The organism is Paraburkholderia aspalathi (assembly GCF_900116445.1).
In the GTDB taxonomy this organism is placed as follows: Bacteria; Pseudomonadota; Gammaproteobacteria; order Burkholderiales; family Burkholderiaceae; genus Paraburkholderia; species Paraburkholderia aspalathi.
Genome location: NZ_FPBH01000001.1, coordinates 210428 through 229334, shown reverse-complemented (window position 1 = coordinate 229334; position 18907 = coordinate 210428). Strand labels below are relative to the sequence as shown.

Sequence of the window (18907 nt, the reverse complement as noted above, 5' to 3'; positions counted from 1 at the left end):
CGCGATGCCTTGGCTTCCGTCAGCGAATAGCCTGGGTAAACTTGTCGAAATAGAGCCGCTCGGGCGCAACGCCCGCCATCTGCAGGACCGGCATCACTGCGTCGATCATCGGCGTCGGACCGCATGTATACGCGTCGATCTCACCGTCCAGCGATTCCTCACGCAATGCACGGCCTAGCACTTCGTGAATGAAGCCGGTCGCGCCGGTCCAGTCATCGCCCGGCTCGGCGTCGGAAAGCGCCGGAATAAAGCGGAAATCAGGCAGCCGATCCTCCAGTTCCGCGAAATCGTCGAGATAGAACAGATCGCGACGGCTGCGAGCGCCGTAGAAGAAACGAATCGGTCGTTCTTCGCCGCTTTGCACGTGATCGTTGAGGATCGACCACAGCGGCGACATCCCCGACCCTCCGCCTACCAGCACCAGCGGCCCCGGTTGGTCCTCACGCCGGAAACACGTGCCGTACGGTCCCTTCGCCACCAGCCTGTCGCCCGGCTTCAGACCGCCGTCCAGTTGCGACGAGAAGGCGCCGTTCGGATACTTCTTGATGATGAATTCGAGCTTTCTCTCGCCGTTTGGCGTGCTCGCCATCGAGAACGATCGGGTAATGCCGAGGCCCGGAATCGTCAGGTCCACATACTGACCCGCCCAGAAGCGCAGCGGCCGGGACAACTCCACCTCCAGCAGCCTGATGTCATGCGTCAGTGCGGTGATCTTCGTTAGCGTTGCGTCGTATTCACTCACGGCTATCGAACGGCGCATGAGGTCTTCGTCGTAGTTCAGCAGTTCGACCGTCAGATCGCTGAAGGCGAGTGTCCTGCACAACAGGATGTGATTGGTTTCGCGCTCGTAGTCAGGCAAAGCGAAGGTCGAATACTTCTTCATTTCGACATCGCCCTCGATCAGCAAAGACTTGCAACTGCTGCACTGCCCCTCCTTGCAACCGTGCATCACCGAGATACCCTGGCGAAAAGCGGCATCGAGCACGGTCTCGCCTTCCTCAACCGTCATCTCCACGCCGACCGGTTCGAATCGCACGGTATGAAGTACCTTGTCCTCTTCTGCATCCGGCATGTCGGCCCTCTTCTCTTGCGTGTCACTCATGTCCATGTCGCCCACCTCGCGCTTCTCGTTCGTCCGGGGCAGCCGCGCCGCTGCCGCCGGACGACATGACCTCGTCAGTTCACCGGATTGATCTTGAAACCGGCGCGATATTCGGCGATGTGCTTCTCGCGCTGTTCCGGTGTCATGTTGCGCAGCAGAACGATCGGGCTCTGGATCGTGTGGCCGCGAACATCGTCGAGCGTCCACATGTTCCTGTCGTCGAAACGCAGGTGCGGTTGAGGCACCAGTGTCTTGCCGTCACTGCGCACGAAACCGAGATCCTTGATGCAATCGGCCAGATCCCAGCCGTGGTAGCACTCCTCCCATTCGCGGCGTCCGCTGAAGCGGCCCATTGCCGGAGTCGGCCGCCCCTCGTATTCCGAGGCGAACGCCACCTTGTGAGTCCAGCGGCACAATTCAGAGCAGTACGTGTAGAGCTGACCATCGACCTCGTCGACCACGAAGTCTTCACGGATCAGGCAAGGCACCAGACAGCTCCAGCAGCGGTGCGGATACACATAGCCGTTCTCCTGGTCGAACAGCATGTTGGTCTCGCCGGGCACGCTCTTTTTCGCGTACCACTTCCAGAAGTCGCCGAATTCGGCGTACCAGCCCGGGTACTTGTGCTCGAACCACTCAAAGTCTTTTTCGGTCTGCGCTTCGATGCGCCAGAAGTTGACCGGCCAGCCCACGGCAAAGAACTGCGCGACCTTGTGGACATAGTTCTGTTTGACGATGCGATCCCAGGCGGCGGCGACATCGTCGTGATGGATCTTGATACCGTACTTTTCCAGCGGAAGCATGTAGGTACGGTAGTAATCCTCATAGATCCACCGGTGCCACAGCTCGGCATACGATTCCTTGTTCTTGTCGCGATCCGCGGTGCCGTATTCGATGAACGTACCGATTGCCGCATCGACGATCGCGTGGTTTTGCCAGAAGGCGTAGCGCAGGTCGCGCTCGAGCAGCAGGTGGTTGTCCGGGTCGTTGATGATCGACATCACCAGCGAATGGCCGTTGCCGATGTGCCGGCTTTCATCGGACTGCACCGAAAGAAACACCGTCGGCAGCGCATAGTCGCCGTTGCGTGCCGCTTCCGACGGCATGGCGACGAACAGCGTATTGGTAAACGCCGTTTCAGCGACCACCTGCAGAAACACGTTGGCCGCGGTGACTGCATCGCCGGTGAGGAAGCCTTCTGCAAACTGACGGCCGATGGTGGTGGCGTAGCATTTGCCGAATGCCGCCTCGGTAATATCGAATCCGGCTGGGTCGATATAGTTCTCCATGTACCACTTCTTCAGATTCATCTGGATCGTCGAGTGCCGGAACTCGTCGACCATCTGCATCGTGAAGCCGGTTCGCAGCTCTTCGCCGGGCGCGAGCCGTCCAAGCATCGCCATCGAACGTGCCGCCGAGATTTCCGGGAACGGGATGATCGCAAGGAACAGCTTCATCCACTCGACCCAGCGCGGCTCGACATTGCGGAACATGTCGCCGCGCAACGCCGCGTCGAGCGCGCCATAGACACGGTTATCCTTTTCCTCCTGCATCGGAAAATAGGAGCGCAGCACCTGCTTCATCGGGTCACGCGGCGCCTTGCTGATCTTGTAGTCAGTCGGGAAGGTCATCGCTTCCTGGACGTAACTGGGTGTCCAGCCGAGATCGGCGACGCGACGGGCCGCCTCGCCGATACTGATCCCTCGCTGCGAGGTGATCTTGTTTAGCGTTAATCCATCAGACATTGGGCTCTCCTTGTTCCATTTCACGATAACCGTCGTACGGCGACGCTTCGGGGCAGGGCTGGCCAGTGCCGCGGCCAGAGTCAACAACGCGGGTGTAGTCGCACGCGCTAGCGAAGATTGGCGGGAGCAATGCTGAAGGACGTATGTCCAGATTCGTTCTTCATGAACGTGTCTCCTGCCATTTCTGTTTTGCGCTTCGGGACTGCAACGCTTTCCTTGTGACTTGCCCTAATAGAGCGACAAGCGTGCCAGGCAACGTTGGCTCAGCGTTGATGAGGCTGAGCCGTGCAAACAGGTCTTTGTGAAGCCATCAGCGCAAGTGTTCTGTTGTGTTATGCGACATTCGCGTTTGATGGACCTGTCCGATATTGGGACATATCCCCTGCCGATTAAATAATCTGGTGTACTGATCTAACTTCTTGAATGACGGCATGAGGAACCGCAAAAATTCAGATGCGAACCGCTACTACAGGCCAATCCCCCCGTGACTTTCGCCCTTATAGATCACGCTGGGAGAGTTATTAGCAGGCGGCTTGCCCTCGGCGACAAAGCGCGCGGCGAGGATCATCGCGCCCATGGCGAAATCTTTGCCATAGGCCGCGATCATTGCGTCTGCGAGCGAACCTAAGCGCTCGAAGAACTGGTCCTTGGACGGGTATTGCTCATTCATAGCTGCCTCCTTCCTCGCATGTGATGAATCTCGTTACAGGCTCATCCCGGACTTCTGAAGCGGAACAGCAGGTCCGGCAAGAACACGAACGCAAGCTCGCCAGCCTCCGTGCCCAACGCTAAGCGTGCGCCGTCAGGAGACCATGCAACAGTGCTGACCGGACTGCTGCCGGAATGCTTGACGACCAGAACATCGCCGCTGCCCGGCTGGCACAGCAGCACCGCGCCGCTGTGGTAACCCACCGCGATCAGCGGATGCGTGGGATGGCAGGCGACCTGGCTGACCGGCGTCTTGCCGGCCACGCCGCATTCGTGCGGCTGGTCATCGCCGCCGGGCGGATCGAAGCGCCAGCAGACGGGCCGCAGACCACCGCTCGTTGCAAGAAACCGGCTGTCCGCGGAAAAAGATAGCGATCGAGGTTGTCCCGGGTACCCGCCCATTTCGATGTCGCCACCGTCGGAGAGCCGCCAGCCGTGCAGCGCGTTTTCTTCCATACCGCTCACCAGATAGCGGCCGTCAGGGCTCCACGCGACGGTGCGGTGATAACCGGGCCACGCCAGATGGCGTTGGTCAAGGGTGTCAGCGGACCATAAGGTGACTCCGCCTTGATGCGAGATCGCCAATTGCGTGCCGACAGGGTCGAAAGCGAGGGCAGTCGCCGAACCGGGCAACGTCAGGCTGCCGGGCTTCGTCCCCAGCAAGTGAACCCGGCGGCCGCTTGCATACGCACGGCCGCCTGCAGGACTCGCGGCGACCAGGTCGATCCACTCGCCGGCCAGGTCCGCCAGGACTTCGCTGGCGCCATCGACGTTCAGGTGAACGAGGCGACCGTCGTCACCGCCGCTGAGAAATCCTCCTGCAGGGTCGGCGGCCAGCCCAACGCAGGTACCCTCGTGGACGCTAAAGCACGCCAGTGGCGTGGGCGGCGCTTGCGCCTGCACGAACTCGACACCGCCGCTCTCGCGCGGCGTGAGCCGCGGCCCGCCTTCCCATGTGCCGGTTGCGAGCGCCAGCGTGCCGTCACCCAGCGCGAAGCCGGCGTATAGCCCGGTGACGTCCCAGACGGCCGCAACAACGGGCGCCTCCGCCACCCAACGCGCGCCGAGCAACTCGATCAGCGGTGGGGGCGCATTCATGAGTCGATCTCACAGTGTCGAATGCTCTCGCGCAAGCCGCGCCGATCGAGATTGCGCCCGATGAACACCAGCCGGCTATCCCGATGTTCGTCCACTCGCCAGGGTCGGTCGAAGTCCGTGTCCATCGTCATGTGTACGCCCTGGAAGACGAAGCGGCCCTCCGATCCGGCCAGGTCGACGATGCCTTTCGCCCGCAGCAGATCCTGGCCTTGCTCAACCACCAGTTGCTGCAGCCAGGAGAGGAAGCGGGTGCGCTCGAGCGGCTTGTCGACGCGCAACGACACGCTGTCTATGTCGTGACTGTGCCGTCCGCGATGCATGGAAGCGCGAGAATCAGCGCGAGAGTCGAGGGGAACATAGCGATAGCTGCGGTCGCCACGCGGCAACGCGCTACCCTCCTCTTGCGACGGGGCGAGACGCATACGCTTGAGATCGAACGCGCCGCGATCGAGCAGCGTAGCGAGTGGCACCGCACATCTGACACTGGGCAGCAGTTCCGCGGCCGGGTTGATGCGCCGGATTTCCTCCTGTATCGCCGCGAGCCCGGCCATGTCGACCAGATCGGTCTTGTTGAGCAACACGATGTCCGCTTGTGCGAGTTGCTCCGCCGCCTCGCGACTGTCGGAGAGGCGCGCTTGCAGGTGGCAGGCATCGGCGACGCAAATCACGCTGTCGAGGCGCGTGTGCTGCCGGATGAGATCGTCGATAAAGAAAGTCTGTACCACGGGTGCGGGGTCCGCCAAACCGGATGTTTCGATCAGGATTCCATCGAAACCGCCCTTGCGTCTGACGAGTCCAGACACCACGCGAATCAGGTCGCCCCGCACCTTGCAGCAGATACAGCCGTTATTCAGCTCGACGACTTCGTCTTCAGCGCCCACGACGAGATCGCCGTCGATACCGATTGCGCCGAATTCATTGACGATCACCGCATAGCGCCGGCCATGCTGCTCACGCAGAATGCGATTAAGCAGTGTCGTCTTACCCGCGCCGAGAAAACCGGTGAGAACAGTGACCGGGATTCGATTCATTGCCAGCCTCCCCGGTTCGCGCCCGGAAGCATCGCGTCGAGATTGACCAACTCGTCTTCGAGCCGGATGCGCTCGGATTCGATCGCCTGCAACGCGCGTTCGGCGTCACTCAGCCGTTCACGCAATTGCGCGATGTTCCGCGTGCCATCGGGCGAGACGCCGTCGCGCTTCTCACATGCCAGCGCGCACGCCAACTCGATCTCGGCGCCCGCGCGCCGGCTCTCGCCGCGCAAGTGGTGGGAGTTAACCTCAGTCAGTGCGATGACCAGTCGCATGCGCTCAAAGAGCCGCATTGCGTCTTGCTGCGCCACGGTGTTCTCCCTTCAGGCCGAAGCCGATCCGCTACGGAATCAGCACCGCACGGCCCTTGATCTTGCCGTGGTGCAAGTCTTTGAGCGCCTGGTTCGCGTCGCTCAAGCGGTATTCCCGGGTCGCCAGATGAACCAGTCCACGGTCGGCGAGCGCCATCAATTCGACCAGCTCGGGATAGGTGCCGACCAGATTGCCGACAATCGTTTTCTCGCTGGTGATCATGTCGATGGTCGGCAACTCGATCTTCCCGCCATAGCCGACGATGTAATAGAACCCGGCGTTGCGCGTCATGGCGAGTCCCTTGGCAATCGCATCGCCTTCGCCGACAAAATCGATGACTGCCTCCGCGCCGTTGCCGCCAGTCAACTCAAGCACGCTCTCGACTTCGTTTCCATCGCCCTTGACGGTATGGTGCGCGCCGCATTCCTTCGCAAGCTGCAGCGCGGTCTCGGACCGATCGACCACGATGATTTCCGCCGCGCATAGGGCGTTCAATACCTGAATGCCGATGTGACCCAGGCCGCCCGCGCCGATCACGACCGCAAACTGGCCGGGAAGCAGGTGGCGCGACGCCTTCTTTGCAGCGCGATACGCCGTGAGTCCGGCGTCGGTATAAGGTGCGACGTCTTTGGGCGCGAGCGACTTCGGTAGCTGAATCAGCGAGCGTTCGCCGGTCAGCAGGTACTGGGCATAGCCGCCATTCGCGTTGATGCCGGGAAACCGGCTGTCGGTCGCGTGCATATCGTCGCCACGGCGGCATGCAAGACAATGGCCGCTTGTCACCAGCGGATGGCAGATCACAGGATCACCCACCTTCACGCTTTCGACGCCGCGTCCGACCGCTTCGACCCAGCCGGCATTCTCGTGGCCCATGATGTAGGGCAAAGCCACGTCGACCTTGCTGCGCCATATGCCTTCAACAACATGAAGATCGGTGCGGCAGACACCGGCGCCTCCGATACGGACGATCACGTCGGTGGGGCGTTCGATTTTCGGATCCGCGAATTCTTCGTAGCGCACGAATTCGTCGCGGGACAATGACTCGTCGTACTGATGCAGCACTGCGGCTTTCACGTTTCGCCTCCTCCAATCGTTGTGTTTCGAGTTCGAGCAGGTGGCCGGCCACTGCAAGACTCGCCTCGGACGCTTGCGACTTTTTTGTAGCTTTCTGAGCAAGCCCTATGCCAATGATCCTGAATTCACCAGGCGTGGGCGCGGTCTACACGATGGACAAGGCGCGATTGATACGCACGGAACTCAACGCCAGTCGTGGCCGGCCCGTGCTGTCGCAAAATCGGACATATGGTTAGAGACAGACTGCCGGGTCTGTTTCAAAATGGGACATATCGCTTTTGATGAAGTGTGCGATTTTTCGAGGCATAGCGCGGCGAGTATGTTCAGCCACCAGCCGCTCGTCATGAATTCGTCGAAATCCAACTCAGTGTCCGAACATCAGTGAGTAGCGGCGCTCGGTCTGCAGCGACTTGACGTCGGCGTTCAACTTTCGGAGTGCTGATGCTGTCCGGCAAAGGCAAAAAATCCTACCGCGCTTTGCCCGCACCACCCCAATTGAAACCAGAACCGAACTGCAGCGCCGGCGCCCACTTCACGCATGCCTGAAAACTCAACGCAGCGCCGCCGACGGCAAACAGAACCGGAATCAAAAAGTCTTGGCTCACACGGGTAAATTCAAAAACGAGCACCACCGCCGTAATCGGCATCTGCATCGAAGCAGCCAGAAACGCCGTCGCGCCGACAACGGCAAACGCGCCTGAAGAAGCGCCCGGCCAGAACAGACTCCACGCGCCACCGAGCACGATCGCCAACAACGCGCCATTCGCAAGCCCAGGCGTCAACAAGCCGCCTTCGGCACCCGCACGCAAACTACTCGCTGTGATCACCACCTTCAGCACCAGCAGCATCGCCGCGAGCGCCATCGTCAGGTTGCCATCGAACGCCAGTCCCGCAGGCCCTTTGCCATTGCCGAGCAACTGCGGAAAGTGCATCGCCAGCACGCCGATGATGGCGAAGTTCAACAACGACAACACGGGCAAACGCCAATCCTTGGGCGCCTCTGCGCGCGCGCGTTTCGTGAGTTCCGTAAAGCCCCACGCCGCAGCACCGAAAATCGGACCGCACACGACGGACCAGACGACGAGCGAGGTACTCACCGTCAACGACGGCACGAGATACTGATGCTCGTTGCCCAGACCGAATTGCGCGACCAGCGCCGCGACGGCCGATGTCACCGCAGCAGGCACCACAGCTTTCCAGCCAAACGTGCCCAACAGCACCTCGAGCACGAACACCGCGCCGCCGAGCGGCACGTTGTACACAGCGGCCAGACCCGCGCCCGCACCGCACGCAACCATGATCCGGCTCTGCTCGACCGATAAGCCCGCGCGGTGGGAAAGCCAGCCGGCCAGCGCCGAACCGATCTCGCGCGGCGCGACTTCGCGTCCGAGCGGCGAGCCGAGCGCCACCGTCACGATCTGCAGCAACGCATGCACGGTGGTGCTCAACACAGGCATACGTGGATCGTCGGATTTGACGGCCTGGCGAATGCTCACGAGCGGCCGCCCGAAGCGATACAGCAACCACCAGCCGAACCCGGCCACCAGTCCGCACATCATCAGGACGAGTACACGCCGCTCAGGCGATGCATCGGTGACACCTTCCAGGAAACTCTCGCTGCTGATTGCGTGCGTCACGCTGTAGCCGTATGCGAGGTGCTGAATACCGTGCAGCAGCAAGGCGAGCAACATGCCGCCGAAACCGGCCCCGATCCCCGTCAGCAACGTGACGACGGCCAGTGCAGCAAGTGGATTGCGCGCGCGGCGCCGTGACTCCGAAGTGATTGATTTGGCTGACATGATGCGTCGACAGAGGCGGAATTAATGGGATAGCGATCATCTTATTCCGCGTCGCAACATGAATCAAATTGCTTTTTCTACTCGACTGATGCGTCATGCGCATAGGTCAAACGCACCCACATCCTCGTGTGCCCTCAGTTCATCGACACGAAAAACATCGACACCACACAAGCGACGCCGACGAACCACACCAGCGAGCGAAGCGGCGCCAGATTCGCCACATACAAAACCCCGTGCAGCACGCGCGCGACGACAAACGTAATCGCCAGCCAGTTGATCCACGGGCTCGAACCCGACCCGCCTGCCTGCCCTGCGACGACGATCGCTGCGGTGAACATCGCCAATGCTTCCCACGCGTTCTGATGCGCAGCGTGAGCACGCGCACGCCAGCCTTGGAGGCCCGCGAGATAGGTGCGCGGCGCGAATGCCGCGAGCCGCTGTTATACCCGCCAGAATCCGCTGTCGCCAACCTGAATCCCGCGAGCGCCGCCTCTACAGACGCTCGAAACGAGGCAGTCAGATTGACCGGTTTACCCGGCTCGTAAACGCGAAGAAAAGCGCCAAAAATACATTACAAATAACAAACAATTCATCAAACGTGATTAATACAATAATTACATTAAGCCAACATTCGCCATGCGTTGAGATTCGCACCGGAATTCGCTCCAGGGATTAATACGGATAAACGCGGCATCTACCATGCAAGCGTTTAACGCTCGGCGTACACTCGCTCGAAGCCCGCGCTACGGGTCGCACGGGGCTGCAGAGCCACCCGTCGTCAAACACGGGTTATTGGAGACTCAGGAGAACAATCAATGAGCTGGACACGGGAACAGAGAAACGTCACGATCGCCGCCTATCTGGGCTGGACTCTCGACGCATTCGATTTCTTTCTAATGGTGTTCGTATTGAAAGATATCGCGGCGGAATTCAATACAAAAATCCCGACGGTTGCCTTCGGCATTATGCTGACCCTGATAATGCGTCCGGTCGGCGCATTGATTTTCGGCTGGCTCGCTGACAAGTACGGTCGCCGTCCGACGCTGATGGTCAACATCGCGTGCTTCTCCCTGCTGGAATTGCTGTCCGGCTTCTCGCCTAACCTGACCACCCTGCTCGTGCTGCGCGCCTTGTTCGGTATCGCGATGGGCGGCGAATGGGGCGTGGGTGGCGCACTGACGATGGAAACCGTGCCGCCCAAGTCGCGCGGCATCGTCTCGGGTCTGCTGCAGGCCGGCTATCCGAGCGGCTACCTGCTCGCTTCCGTCGTGTTCGGCGTCTTCTATCAATACATCGGCTGGCGCGGCATGTTCTTCGTCGGCGTGCTGCCGGCGTTGCTCGTGCTGTACGTGCGAGCACACGTGCCGGAGTCGCCGGCCTTCAAGACGCTCGAGAAGAAAGTGCGCCCGGGTCTCGTCGCCACGTTGAAGCAGAACATCGGCCTGTCGCTCTATGCGATCGTGCTGATGACCGCGTTCAACTTCTTCTCGCACGGTTCACAGGATCTGTATCCGACCTTCCTGCGCGTGCAGCATGGATTCGACGCGCACACGGTGTCGTGGATCACGATCACGCTGAACATCGGCGCGATTTGCGGCGGCCTGTTCTTTGGCTGGTTCTCGGAGAAGATCGGCCGCAAGCGCGCAATCTTCATCGCCGCCCTGATCGCGTTGCCGGTGTTGCCGCTGTGGGCCTTCTCCACCACGCCTGTGCTGCTCGCAGCCGGCGCGTTCCTGATGCAGATCTCCGTACAAGGCGCATGGGGCGTGATTCCAGTGCACCTGAACGAAATCTCGCCCGATGAAATTCGCGCGACGTTCCCGGGTCTCGTGTACCAGCTCGGCAATCTGATCGCGTCGGTGAACGGCCCGCTGCAGGCGAGCGCCGCCGAAGCGCACGGCAACAACTACGCGCTGATCATGGCCATTGTGATCGGTATCGTGGCGGTGGTGATCGCCGCGCTGATTCCGTTCAGCCGCGAGCGCCGCGGCATCGACATGACACAATCGGCGAAAGAGGTCGCGGCGAGCACCTAGGGAAGCCGCCTCGCGGCACAGCTTTAAGCGTTCGAACTAAACAGCTATTTCGCCGGCGCGTTATCGGGCACAATAGCGACAAAGACGGCTCGAACCGTCATAAAGCAGCATAAGCAGCACTGCAGGCGCCGGGTAAACGCAAAGCAGGATCACGCGAACCCGGCGCCAGAAAACAAACGCAAGGCCAAACACAGGTAGCAAGCAATACGAGGCCGTTCCGATTTCGATCGGAACGGCCTTTTTTATTTCCGCGCGGTTTGACGGGCCCGCGCACATTGGAAAAACGGACCTTCGTCAGGTCTTCTAGAGGAGTTAGTCCACACCGAGCCCTTGATCGCAGTCCCGATCCTTCTTTATCCTGAAAAAAACGGCTGTTTCAAATAGTCATTTGAATCGCTTGTTTGCGGGCCGGATGCCCGGCAACTGGGAGACGCAAAATGGCAGTTCGCACAACAGGCCGGCATGCCGGCGACACGAAGTCCCGCATCCTCGACGCCGCCGAAACACTTTTCATCGAATGCGGCTATGAGGCCATGTCCCTGCGCCAGATTACTTCGCGGGCCGAAGTGAATCTCGCGGCAGTCAACTACCACTTCGGCAGTAAGGAATCGCTGATTCACTCGATGCTGTCGCGCCGGCTCGACCGGCTCAACCAGGAGCGGCTCAAGCTGCTCGATCGCTTCGACCAGATGCTCGGCGCGCGTCTGACCTGCGAGCACGTGCTTGGCGCCATGTTCATTCCGGCGCTGCGGCTGTCGCGCGATCCGCGCGTCGGTGGCAAGGCGTTTCTGCGTTTGCTGGGGCGCGCCTACACGGATCCATCGTCGTTCATTCGCGACTTTCTGAATGCGCACTACGAATCCGTGGCGATACGCTTTTTCGATGCGTTCCAGCGTGCGCTGCCGCATCTGCCGCGTGAAGAACTCGGCTGGCGTCTGCACTTCGCAATCGGCGCGCTGTCCGGGGTGCTGGCCGGCACCGATACCGACAGCCTGATCTCGGAGTTCTCGCAGGGCAAGTCGATGAACGACCTGCAACTGATCGCACGTCTTGCTTCGCTCATGGTCGCCGCGTTGAAAGCGCCTCTGCCCGACGGCTCGCAACTGGCCACGTTCGCAGCCGTGCTGGGCGACGCCACGGAAGGAGGCGCCGAAGGTCTGACGGAAGGCGCGAATCCTGCTGCACGTACGCAGCAGGCGTCGTGCGGGTTTGAATCGTCGGCACCAGCAGTCTCGGACGGTGAGCATCGCGGTGGCAGCGTGGAGGCGAGTTCGTTCCAGCCCGCGTTGCACGGCACGGCTTGAACCGAACGACGCGGGCGGCGCCGCGATGGGCCGTCCGCGTGCAAAAACATGAATGAATACCGCATATCCGAGCAGCACGTCTAAGTCCCGCACCTAAACAACGTCACACTGTCGAATTGAAAAAACGACACGAAAAACGCAGCAGGGGCGCAACGCAAAAGCGTCCTGAGCACGCGACGTAGCAGCAACATCGCCAGTAGAAGATCAATAGAACGCGAGCCGTCCGCGACCCGTGGATGCGTCCGCACGCACCATCGAAACAGGAGGAAACGTCATGCCGTGGTTCATCCTAGTGTTAGTCATTGCCGCTCTCGCGCTCGTCTACATTCAGGCGCGCGCCTCATGGTGGCTTGCCTTCATGATCGTCTGGGTGGCTGCCGCGCATGTCAGCGGAGCAGCGGGGCCGGTGGCGACAACCTTGCTCGCGATCGTCTTCGTCCTCCCCGCCCTCGTCCTTACGATCAAACCGCTGCGCCGTACGGGGCTCACGAAACCCGTGCTCGACATTTTCCGCAAGATCCTGCCGGAGATGTCGCCGACCGAGCGTGACGCCATCGAAGCCGGCACCGTCTGGTGGGACGCCCAACTGTTCTCCGGACGCCCGCATTGGGACACGCTGCTCGGCTACGGGCCAGCCACGCTCTCCGCCGAAGAACAAGCGTTTCTCGATGTCGAATGCGAGCAACTCTGCGATCTCGCGAACGACTGGGAAACCAGCATGGTGTGGCAGGACCTGTCGCCGGAAACCTGGCAGTACATCAAGGAGCGCGGCTTTCTGGGCATGATCATTCCGAAGCAGTACGGCGGCAAGCAGTTCTCCGCCTACGCGCATTCGCAGGTCATCATGAAGCTCTCCACGCGTTGCTCGGCCGCCGCCGTTTCGGTGATGGTGCCGAACTCGCTCGGCCCGGCTGAGTTGCTGATGCACTACGGCACCGAAGAGCAGAAGAACCACTATCTGCCGCGCCTCGCTCGCGGCGACGATATCCCCTGCTTCGCGTTGACGAGCCCTTACGCGGGTTCCGATGCCGCGGCGATTCCCGATGTCGGCATCGTCTGCAAGGGTACGTTCGAAGGTCGCGAAACGCTGGGTTTTCGCGTCACGTGGGACAAGCGCTACATCACGCTCGGACCGATCGCGACCGTGCTCGGCCTCGCGTTCCGCGCGCTCGATCCGGACCATCTGCTCGGCTCGGAAGAAGAGCCCGGCATCACCTGCGCGCTGATTCCGACCGACCATCCGGGCGTCAACATCGGCCGCCGCCACTGGCCGCTTAATGCCGTTTTCCAGAACGGTCCGAACTCGGGCAAGGACGTCTTCATTCCGCTCGACTGGGTGATCGGCGGCCGCGCGCAAGTCGGCAACGGCTGGCGCATGCTGATGGAGTGTCTCGCCGCGGGCCGCGCGATTTCGCTGCCGTCGTCGAATGTGGGCATGGCGAAGATCGCCGTGCGCGGCACCGGCGCCTATGCCGCGATTCGCCGCCAGTTCCGCACGCCCGTCGGCAAGTTCGAGGGCGTGCAGGAAGCGCTCGGCCGCATGGGCGGCAATCTCTACGTGATGGACGCCGCGCGCCGCCTGTCGGCGCATGCGGTGGACCTCGGCGAAAAACCCTCAGTGATTTCGGCGATCGCGAAGTATCACATCACCGAACGCGCCCGCATGGTCATCAACGACGGCATGGACGTCGCCGCCGGCAAGGGCATCTGCATGGGACCGTCGAACTTCCTCGCGCGCGCGTATCAGCAGGTGCCGATTGCGATCACCGTAGAAGGCGCGAACATTCTCACCCGTTGCCTGATCATCTTCGGCCAGGGAGCGATTCGCTGTCATCCGTATGTGCTGAAGGAAATGGAGGCCACGCGTGAAACCGATCGCAGCAAGGCGCTGCGCGATTTCGATGCGGCCTTCTTCGGCCACGTGAGCTTCACGCTCTCCAATGTGGTGCGCAGTTTCGTTTATGGCGTCACGGGCGGCGCCTTCATCACCAAACCGCGCACGGCGTACGCCCCGCTGCTGTCGTACTATCGCGCGGCCACTCGCATCTCCACTGCATTCGCGTTGCTCGCCGATGTCTCCATGTTCGTGCTCGGCGGCGACCTGAAACGGCGCGAACGCATCTCCGGGCGCCTCGGCGATGTGCTTTCGCAGCTCTACCTGATCTCCGCAACGCTCAAACGTTTCGAAGACGAAGGCCGTCAGGAGGAAGATTTGCCGCTGGTGCGCTGGGGTGTCGAAGATTCGCTGTACAAGGCACAGCATGCGCTCGACGGCATACTCGCGAACTACCCGAACCGCCTCGCCGCGGGTCTCGTGCGCGTGCTGGCGTTTCCGTTCGGACTGCCGCATCGTGAGCCGTCCGATCGCCTCGGCACCGAGATCGCGGAACTGATGCAAACGCCGGGCGCGGCACGCAACCGCCTCGTGTCCGACTCGTACGTGCCGCATCCGGATGTCGACGCGCTCGGCTACGGCGAGCTCGTATTCGAGCTGAACCCGCGCTTCACGGAGATCGACCAGAAACTGCGCGACGCGGTCAAACAAGGCCTGCTCGAACCGATGCCGCAGAGCCTGCCGCAACTGGCCGCGTGGACCGAGACGGCGCAACAGAAAGGCCTGATCGACGCCGACGATCGCCGCGTGCTCGAGGACTATGCGCGGTATGGCGCGCAAGTCGTGAAGGTCGACGACTTCCCGGCCGACTTCGACATGCTCGCCAATTTGCAAAAGCGCAAGGACGCGCTCGAAAAAGCGCTGGAACTCGCGGCCTGAGCACCTTGAAAAAACATCCAGGCGGGGCACCCCCAGATGCCCCAAACTGGGTGCACACTGACACACGTTTGAAGTCCGCGATGGGACTTCCTTCGGAGCGTGGCCAGCGGAGCAACCAATAATATGAACGACTCTTACCTGAACTTCGTCAATTCGCCATTCGGCGCGCGCCTCGCGCGCTCCTTAGGTTTACCGAAGCCCGAGGTGCTGCGCCGCTATCGTGCCGACCGTCCCGAGTTCGACGGACTGATCGCGATCGGCGCGGGCCGCGAACCGCATCTGCTCGACGCACTCGCGAATCTCGTGGCGAGCGTCGGCATGACCAGCGTGGCGCATGAAAGCGCGGGGCTATGGGTGCCGCTCGCGAATCGCCATGGTCTGATGACGGGCCGTTTCGAACCGGCGGAGTCCGGATCGCACGGCAAGCTCACCGCCCTGCTGTTCGATGCGAGCGGCATCGAAGACAGCAGCCAGCTCGAACCGCTGCACGGATTTTTCCACGACACGTTGCGCTCGCTCGGCAAGTGCGGCCGCATCGTTGTGCTGGGGCGGCCGCCGGAAGCTTGCGCAACGCCGCGCCAATGGACCGCGCAGCGCGCGCTCGAAGGCCTCACGCGTTCGCTAGGTAAGGAGGCGCGGCGCGGCATTACCGCAAATCTGGTCTACGTGGAGCAAGGCGCCGAGAACGGTATCGAAGCGACGTTGCGCTTCTTTCTATCACCGCGTTCCGCGTATGTGTCGGGCCAGGTGGTGCGCATCGGCGTTCGCGCCGGCGCCGATGCCTTGCCGGCGTTCGACTGGAATCAGCCGCTCGCGGGCCGGCGTGCTGTCGTGACCGGTGCGTCGCGCGGCATCGGCGCATCGATTGCGAGCGTGCTCGCCGCGGAAGGCGCGCATGTGATCGGCATCGACATTCCGTCGGCACGCGAGGCACTCGACTCGACCATGCGCCAGTTGAACGGCACCGCCCTCGCCTTCGACATCGCCGCGCCCGAAGCGCCCGCGCAGATAGCGGCGGCGCTCGACGAACAGGGGGTGGATATCGTCGTGCACAACGCGGGCATCACGAAAGACAAAACCATCGCGAAGATGACCGACGCCGCCTGGCAAAGCGTAATCGACATCAACCTGTCCGCGCAGGAGCGAATCGATGACGCCCTGCTCGCGGCAGGCATTCTGCGCGACGGTGGCCGCATCATCGGCGTGTCGTCAATTAGCGGCATTGCCGGCAATCTCGGCCAGACCAATTACGCCGCGTCGAAAGCCGGCGTGATCGGCCGCGTGCAAAGCATGGCGCCGCATCTGCGCGCACGCGGCATCACGATCAACGCGGTGGCGCCCGGCTTTATCGAAACGCAGATGACCGCGAAGATTCCGTTGACCATCCGCGAAGCCGGCCGCCGGATGAACTCGATGAGCCAGGGCGGCCAGCCGGTGGATGTCGCGCAGACCATCGCCTGGCTCGCGCATCCGGGATCGGCGGGCGTAAGCGGCCAGATCGTGCGTGTGTGCGGACAAAGCCTGATTGGAGCATGAGCATGGGTGAACCGGGTGATCCGTTCCGGGGTGGTCACGCAGCGGGCGCGGCCCGTCCGAAGACCGTCGTCATCGAGCAATTGCCCGCGCCGGCGAAGCTGTATGGCCGTGCGTTGTCCGGCATCGTCAAACGCGGCCGCGACACGCAACTGCCAGCGTTGCGCCTCGTACGTCCCGCGGTCGCCCTCGACCCCGGACCGATCTGGCGTTATTCGCGGGTCTGCGGCTTCATCCCCGAGCACGGCGTGCCGCTCACGTATCCGCATCTGCTGGCCTTCCCGCTGCATCTGCTGATGCTGACCGACCCGGCGTTTCCCTGGCCGGCGCTCGGCCTCGTGCATCTGGCAAACCATGTGCGGCTGCGCCGTCCGCTCACTTATAAGGACATGTTGCGCGTCGAGGTGGAATTCGGCGCGCTGCTGCGTCATGACAAGGGTCAGGCGTTCGTGCTGCATACCCGCATGTACCGTCGCGGCGAAGCGGTTTGGGATGGCGACAGCGTCTATCTGAAACGCGGCGTGCCGGCGAGCGGCAGTCCGCTCGATCCGCTGGAGCTCGGACCCGATACGCTTGAGCGCATCTCGCGCTGGCAACTGCCGCCGCAACTGGGCCGCGACTATGCGCGCGTGTCCGGCGACTACAACCCGATTCACCTCGCCGCGCTATCCGCGAAGGCGTTCGGCTTCCCGCGTGCGATTGCGCATGGCATGTGGACGCTGGCGCGCGCCGCCGCCGCGCTGCAACCGCCGAAACCGCTCGCCGAGGCTACGTTGAGTGCCGAATTCAAATTGCCGATGCTGCTGCCGGGCGAGGCGTCGTTGTGGAGCGCATCGCCCTCGCTGATCGAGCGCGACATCGAAGTACGCGACATTGCCGGAGAAAAACCGCATTTGCGCGGCCGCATGCAGTGGAAGTTGCTATGACGCACGCACTGGTATGCGCATGTTTTCGTCACAGTACGGGACTCGCCATTCGTCTCATTCGCACCGTTCAATAACCAGGGAACGACCCAAAGGAGCCAAGCATGTCAAACCCGCTGCCCGCCGTGCGCCGCGTCGCCATTATCGGCGGCAACCGGATTCCGTTTGCCCGCTCGAACACCGCTTACGCGACCGCGTCGAACCAGGACATGCTGACCTTCACGCTGCAAGGCCTGATCGACCGTTACAACCTGCACGGTGAACGTCTTGGCGAAGTGGCGGCAGGCGCCGTCATCAAGCATTCGCGCGACTTCAACCTGACGCGTGAATCCGTGCTGTCCACCACGCTCGCCAAGGAAACGCCTGCCTACGACGTGCAGCAGGCCTGCGGCACCGGGCTGGAAGCGGCCATTCTCGTCGCCAACAAGATCGCGCTCGGGCAGATCGAAGTGGGCATCGCGGGCGGCGTCGATACGACCTCCGATGCACCGATCGGCGTCAACGAGCGCATGCGCAAGATCCTGCTCGAAGCGAATCGCGGCAAGAGCACCGGCCAACGTGTCGGTGCGCTCGCCAAACTGCGGCCGGGCATGTTCTTCAAACCGCTTTTGCCGCGCAACGGCGAGCCGCGCACAGGGCTTTCGATGGGCGAACATTGCGAGCTGATGGCCAAGCGCTGGAACGTCTCGCGCGAAGCGCAGGACGTGCTCGCTTACGAGAGTCATCGCAAGCTCACCGATGCGTACGCGCGCGGCTTCGTCAACGATCTGATGACACCGTATCGTGGCCTTGCGCGCGACAACAATCTGCGTTCCGACCTGACGCTCGAGAAACTCTCCGGTCTGAAGCCGGTATTCGATCGCGACGCGGGCACGCTGACCGCCGGCAATTCGACACCGCTAACAGACGGCGCTTCCGCCGTGCTGCTCGCAAGCGAAGACTGGGCAGCCAAACATGGCCTGCCGGTGCTGGCGTATTTGAGCTGGTCCGAAACCGCCGCCGTCGACTTTTTCGACAAGAAGGAAGGCCTGCTGATGGCGCCCGCCTACGCCGTGCCGCGCATGCTGGCGCGTGCCGGCCTCACCTTGCAGGACTTCGACCTATACGAAATTCACGAAGCCTTCGCGGCGCAAGTGTTGTGCACGCTCGCGGCGTGGCAGGATGACGAGTATTGCCGCACGCAACTCGGTCTGCCCGGGCCGCTCGGCGCGATCGAACGGACAAAATTGAATGTGAATGGCAGCTCGCTCGCCACCGGCCATCCGTTTGCCGCCACGGGCGGCCGCATCGTCGCCGGACTCGCAAAGATGCTCGCGCAACTCGACAAGCCGGCCGGCACCGCGCGCGGACTGATTTCGATCTGCGCGGCGGGCGGCCAGGGCGTGGTGGCGATTCTGGAACGCTGAGCGTCGCGCGTGTTTCAACGAATACCTTATTTCGAAGGCTGCAGCAATGACCGCTTTGATTGC

General features: G+C 62.0%; 14 protein-coding genes and 1 pseudogene. 6 read left to right on the top strand and 9 right to left on the bottom strand.

Annotation, left to right across the window (positions count from 1 at the left end; all coding sequences use genetic code 11):
* Positions 1 to 19: 19 nt before the first annotated feature.
* The 9 genes and pseudogenes from BM438_RS01010 to BM438_RS00970 all read right to left on the bottom strand — a co-directional run.
* Positions 20 to 1102 (bottom strand): NADH:ubiquinone reductase (Na(+)-transporting) subunit F, encoded by a 1083-nt coding sequence (locus BM438_RS01010; protein ID WP_093632763.1) that lies wholly within the window; start codon positions 1100 to 1102, stop codon positions 20 to 22.
* A 74-nt stretch (positions 1103 to 1176) separates the two neighbouring features.
* Complete coding sequence (locus BM438_RS01005; protein ID WP_093632506.1) at positions 1177 to 2847, bottom strand: aromatic/alkene/methane monooxygenase hydroxylase/oxygenase subunit alpha; 1671 nt, start codon at positions 2845 to 2847, stop codon at positions 1177 to 1179.
* 466 nt (positions 2848 to 3313) lie between these two features.
* The gene (locus BM438_RS01000; RefSeq protein WP_093632505.1) at positions 3314 to 3517 is read right to left on the bottom strand and encodes a hypothetical protein; all 204 of its coding nucleotides are present in this window, start codon (positions 3515 to 3517) and stop codon (positions 3314 to 3316) included.
* Between the two features lie 41 nt (positions 3518 to 3558).
* On the bottom strand, positions 3559 to 4653 hold the full coding sequence (locus BM438_RS00995; RefSeq protein WP_093632504.1) for a WD40 repeat domain-containing protein: 1095 nt from the start codon (positions 4651 to 4653) through the stop codon (positions 3559 to 3561).
* A complete protein-coding gene (locus BM438_RS00990; RefSeq protein WP_093632503.1) occupies positions 4650 to 5684 on the bottom strand; it encodes a CobW family GTP-binding protein in 1035 nt (344 codons plus the stop codon). The genes BM438_RS00995 and BM438_RS00990 overlap by 4 nt, the downstream gene beginning before the upstream one ends.
* Positions 5681 to 5995 (bottom strand): hypothetical protein, encoded by a 315-nt coding sequence (locus BM438_RS00985; RefSeq protein WP_244179206.1) that lies wholly within the window; start codon positions 5993 to 5995, stop codon positions 5681 to 5683. Before BM438_RS00985 ends, BM438_RS00990 begins: the two co-directional genes overlap by 4 nt.
* A gap of 31 nt (positions 5996 to 6026) precedes the next feature.
* Positions 6027 to 7070: an NAD(P)-dependent alcohol dehydrogenase gene (locus BM438_RS00980; protein ID WP_093632502.1), complete on the bottom strand. Its 1044-nt coding sequence runs from the start codon at positions 7068 to 7070 to the stop codon at positions 6027 to 6029.
* A 467-nt stretch (positions 7071 to 7537) separates the two neighbouring features.
* Positions 7538 to 8869, bottom strand: coding sequence for a chloride channel protein (locus BM438_RS00975; protein ID WP_093632501.1), 1332 nt, complete (start codon positions 8867 to 8869; stop codon positions 7538 to 7540).
* Positions 8870 to 9003: 134 nt separating this feature from the next.
* A pseudogene (locus tag BM438_RS00970) lies at positions 9004 to 9288 on the bottom strand (MAPEG family protein); the annotation flags it as partial.
* A gap of 396 nt (positions 9289 to 9684) precedes the next feature.
* On the opposite strand from BM438_RS00970, the gene BM438_RS00965 reads away from it, so the two are divergent.
* The 6 genes from BM438_RS00965 (at position 9685) to BM438_RS00940 (ending at position 18844) form a co-directional block, all read left to right on the top strand.
* Entirely contained in the window at positions 9685 to 10905 is a 1221-nt protein-coding gene (locus BM438_RS00965; RefSeq protein ID WP_093632500.1) for an MFS transporter, read from the top strand.
* Between the two features lie 437 nt (positions 10906 to 11342).
* The gene (locus BM438_RS00960; protein ID WP_093632499.1) at positions 11343 to 12209 is read left to right on the top strand and encodes a TetR/AcrR family transcriptional regulator; all 867 of its coding nucleotides are present in this window, start codon (positions 11343 to 11345) and stop codon (positions 12207 to 12209) included.
* 274 nt (positions 12210 to 12483) lie between these two features.
* Positions 12484 to 14982 carry an acyl-CoA dehydrogenase gene (locus tag BM438_RS00955; RefSeq protein WP_093632498.1) on the top strand — a complete coding sequence of 833 codons (2499 nt, stop codon included), beginning with the start codon at positions 12484 to 12486 and terminating at the stop codon, positions 14980 to 14982.
* A 123-nt stretch (positions 14983 to 15105) separates the two neighbouring features.
* Positions 15106 to 16518: a 3-oxoacyl-ACP reductase gene (locus BM438_RS00950; protein WP_093632497.1), complete on the top strand. Its 1413-nt coding sequence runs from the start codon at positions 15106 to 15108 to the stop codon at positions 16516 to 16518.
* Positions 16519 to 16520: 2 nt separating this feature from the next.
* On the top strand, positions 16521 to 17441 hold the full coding sequence (locus tag BM438_RS00945; protein ID WP_093632496.1) for a MaoC family dehydratase: 921 nt from the start codon (positions 16521 to 16523) through the stop codon (positions 17439 to 17441).
* Between the two features lie 101 nt (positions 17442 to 17542).
* The gene (locus BM438_RS00940) at positions 17543 to 18844 is read left to right on the top strand and encodes an acetyl-CoA C-acetyltransferase (protein ID WP_093632495.1); all 1302 of its coding nucleotides are present in this window, start codon (positions 17543 to 17545) and stop codon (positions 18842 to 18844) included.
* The last annotated feature ends 63 nt before the right edge of the window (positions 18845 to 18907 follow it).